This is a genomic window from Gemmatimonas sp. (genome assembly GCF_044345575.1).
Lineage (GTDB): Bacteria > Gemmatimonadota > Gemmatimonadetes > Gemmatimonadales > Gemmatimonadaceae > Gemmatimonas.
In genome coordinates this window covers 1-3,267 of sequence record NZ_JBIJAW010000362.1, presented here as the reverse complement: position 1 = coordinate 3,267, position 3,267 = coordinate 1, and the positions used below count along the sequence as shown (strand labels likewise).

The 3,267-nt window shown below is 66.9% G+C and carries 4 protein-coding genes; 3 read left to right on the top strand and 1 reads right to left on the bottom strand.

The features are described 5' to 3' along the window. Window positions 1-314, bottom strand: a 314-nt coding sequence (locus tag ACIQ6O_RS15160) for a flavodoxin-dependent (E)-4-hydroxy-3-methylbut-2-enyl-diphosphate synthase (protein WP_396208617.1), incomplete at its 3' end; no start/stop codon positions are given. 97 nt (window positions 315-411) lie between these two features. Between ACIQ6O_RS15160 and ACIQ6O_RS15155 the strand changes: the two genes are divergently transcribed. From ACIQ6O_RS15155 to ACIQ6O_RS15145, 3 genes are all read left to right on the top strand, one after another. After that, window positions 412-879 (top strand): hypothetical protein, encoded by a 468-nt coding sequence (locus tag ACIQ6O_RS15155; protein ID WP_396208616.1) that lies wholly within the window; start codon window positions 412-414, stop codon window positions 877-879. A 91-nt stretch (window positions 880-970) separates the two neighbouring features. Beyond that, the gene (locus ACIQ6O_RS15150; RefSeq protein ID WP_396208615.1) at window positions 971-1,525 is read left to right on the top strand and encodes an outer membrane protein; all 555 of its coding nucleotides are present in this window, start codon (window positions 971-973) and stop codon (window positions 1,523-1,525) included. A gap of 347 nt (window positions 1,526-1,872) precedes the next feature. Next, window positions 1,873-3,171, top strand: coding sequence for an FAD-dependent oxidoreductase (locus ACIQ6O_RS15145; RefSeq protein WP_396208614.1), 1,299 nt, complete (start codon window positions 1,873-1,875; stop codon window positions 3,169-3,171). Window positions 3,172-3,267 lie beyond the last annotated feature (96 nt).

Genomic DNA, 3,267 nt, shown 5'->3' with positions numbered 1-3,267 from the left:
TACTTCGTGAGCAGCAGGTGCCCGTTGTAGTGGAAGTCGCCGATGAGCGGCACATCGAGCCCGCGGTCCTCCAGGCGCTGCCGGATTTCGGGGACCGCCTGGGCGGCTTCGTCGTTGTTGACCGTGATGCGCACCTTCTGCGAGCCGGCCTCGAACAGCTCCGCGACCTGATTGGCCGTGGACTCGGCGTCGGCCGTGTCGGTGTTGGTCATGGACTGCACCACCACGGGTGCCGACGAGCCCACGGGCACGCCACGCACTTTCACCGTGACGGTGGGACGACGCGAACCGAACCCTGCAGTGGAAGACGACACGATACGTACCCTGCGAAAAAGAAGGTGACCGGACGGACGAGCCGGAATCCAACCCGGAAAGCTAGCGCGCCCCGCTAGGTCTCCCCAAGTTCCGATCATGGCTGATCCAACCCCAGACGAACACGACTCGGCCTTCGAGAGTGCCGACCCCACGGCCGGTGCCCCGGCCCCCGTCCTCGTCCGCAAGTCGTTCGTCCGCCGCCACTGGCTGGCGGTGACGGTGCTGGCCCTGGTGGGTCTGCCCGCGATCGGCTTCGGGATCTGGACCGCGGCGGCGCTCTCCTGGAGTTACTCCGAAGGGTCGCGTGCCGGGTACGTGCAGAAGATCTCCCGGAAAGGGTGGCTGTGCAAAACGTGGGAAGGCACCCTCTACACCGACATCGCCAAGGGCTTCCGCTCCGACAGTTTCTCCTTCACGGTGCGCAGCGATTCCATCGCCCGGGCGATCTCCGACCTCAGCGGTAAGCGGGTGACGGTGACCTATCAGCAGCATGTCGGGGTACCAACGTCGTGCTTTGGCGAGACCGAGTACTTCGTGGTGGCCGTCAAGCCCTCACCGGAGTGATCGGGTCCACCGTGCACGCTGGAACGGCATAGGCCGGGCACTCGCACGCGCGGATGCCCGGATGTACGACCTCACTGACCCGGAGATGTCCATGACGCGTGCCCTGACGATTGGTGTAATGCTTGCGGCGCTCGCCGCCCCCGCGGCGCTGTCGGCCCAGACGCCCGCCAAGCCGGTGACCTTCGGCGTGAGTGGCGGTCTGTCCCTCCCCGTCGGGGAGTTCGGCGAGGCGCGGAACCTGGGGTACTCGCTGGCCGGGCACGTGTACTTCAAGCCCGCGTCGCTCCAGACGGTCCGCCTGCGTGGCGACGTGGCCTACGACGACTGGGACCTCAAGGAGTTCGATTCGAAGACCCGAACGATCGCCGTGGTAGGGAACATCGTGTATGACTTCCCCGCCCAATCCACATCGATCGTGCATCCGTATGTCCTCGGTGGCGTCGGGGTGTACAGCTTCAACACGTTGACGCTGCCGGGCGCGCTCCAGCAGCGCCCCTCCGACACGAATCTCGGCGTGCAACTGGGCGGCGGGCTCGCGTTCCACCTGTCGGGCTTCTCCACCTTCGCTGAGGCGAAGCTCGTGAGCGTGTTCGGCGAGGGGGTGAGCACGCGGTATGTGCCGCTGACGTTCGGGGTGCGGTTTTAGGGGCGGAACTGCTGGCGGCGGAACGGCTGGCGGCGGAACGGCTGACGGCGGAACGGCTGACGGCGGAACTGCTGACCGCGCCGAAAAGCAGACGGCAGACGGCAGGAACTACAGCACGCAGTGACGGAGGAATGCGGTAGAACGACACGGTCCCGCGCTGCGCGCGGCCCCGATATCCCTACCGCAAAGGAAATCGGGCGCCCCGCGAAGCGGTGGCGCCCGTTTTGTTCTACCGCATTCCTCCCTCACTGCGTGCTGTCGTTCCTGCCGTCTGCCGTCTGCTGGTAGGCGCCAATGTCTGCATCGCCGAGTTTTTCCCCCGCCTCACCTGCGTTAGTGTTGAGGCCATGAGCGCTCCCAACGCGAATCCCACCGTCATCATCGGGGCCGGCGTGGCCGGTCTCGTGGCGGCTATCGAACTGCAGGCCGCCGGTCGTGCCGTGCTCGTGCTCGACGCGGCGTCCGCGGTGGGCGGCCGCGTGCGCACCACCGTGCAGGATGGGTTGGTCATCGATCACGGCTTTCAGGTGCTGTTCACGGCGTATCCTACGCTGCGCCGGTATCTCGATTTCGATCGGCTCGCGCTGCGCAAATTTCTGCCGGCGGCGCGCATTGCACGCGAGGGGCAGGTGTCGCTCATCGGTGACGCGCTCGCCGACCCCGGGTTGCTGCTCGACACGATCTTCGCGCGTGCCATCGGCGTGGGCGACAAGCTGCGATTGCTGGCGCTGCGACGCTTCGCGCAGCAGCTCTCCCTCGACGACTGCTTCGGCGCGCGTTTCGCCGGCATCAGCACACGCGAGTTCCTGCGTGCGCGCGGCTTCGGCACGCCAGTGATCGATGGTTTCTTTGCGCCGTTCTACGGCGGCATCCTGCTCGATCGCACGCTCGCCACCAGCGCGAGCATTCTGCTCTTCACGTTCAAGATGCTCGCCGACGGCGACACCGTGGTCCCCGCTGGTGGCATCGGCGCGCTCACGCAGCAGATGGCGGCGCGGCTCACGCCGGGGACGGTGCGCACGTCGTGCGCAGTGCAGGCACTCGTGGTGTCCGACGGGCGCGTGAGCGGCGTGCGGCTCAGCGATGACACCGTGCTCGAGGCCGATCAGGTGGTCCTCGCGACTGATGCACCCGCCGCCGCGGTGCTTGCAGCGTCCGTGGGGCTCACGCTTCCGGAACCTGTCGGCGCACGCGGGTGCACCACCCTGTACTACACCGCCCGCACCACGCCCATTCCCGGTAAGGCGCTCTGGCTCAATGCCAACAGTGACGCGGTGATTTCGCACGCCGTGACGCTCACCGATGTCGCGCCTGAATATGCGACGGACGGCCGTACGCTCATCGCGGCCACTGCAGTGGGTGCGCCGGCCGATTTCGATGACGCCACGCTGGATGCCGCCGCGCGTCGTGAACTCGCGCGCATGGGCAACGTGCGCGAAGATCAGAGCGCGCTTGAGCGCGTGGCGCTGTGGCGCGTGCCCTTTTCGCAGTTCGAACAGGCCCCCGGCTGGCGGGAACATCGCCCCAGCATCGCGTGTGGTATCCCGGGGCTCTGGCGGGCCAGCGAAACGCTGCATTCGAGTTCACTCGAAGGCGCGGCCCGTGGTGGCGAAATGGCCGCCAAGGCCATGTTGCACGCCAGCTGAGATCGTATGGCCGTTCCTCGGACGCTCTCGTTGCACCTCACCCTGATTTTCTCGTGCCCATGATGCGAATTGCCCGCCGTACCGCCATTGCGTCGC

Bases quoted from the DNA above. Each gene is read 5' to 3' on its own strand.
- ACIQ6O_RS15155 (WP_396208616.1), top strand. From the start codon at position 412: ATGGCTGATCCAACCCCAGACGAACACGACTCGGCCTTCGAGAGTGCC.
- ACIQ6O_RS15145 (WP_396208614.1), top strand. From the start codon at position 1,873: ATGAGCGCTCCCAACGCGAATCCCACCGTCATCATCGGGGCCGGCGTG.
- ACIQ6O_RS15150 (WP_396208615.1), top strand. From the start codon at position 971: ATGACGCGTGCCCTGACGATTGGTGTAATGCTTGCGGCGCTCGCCGCC.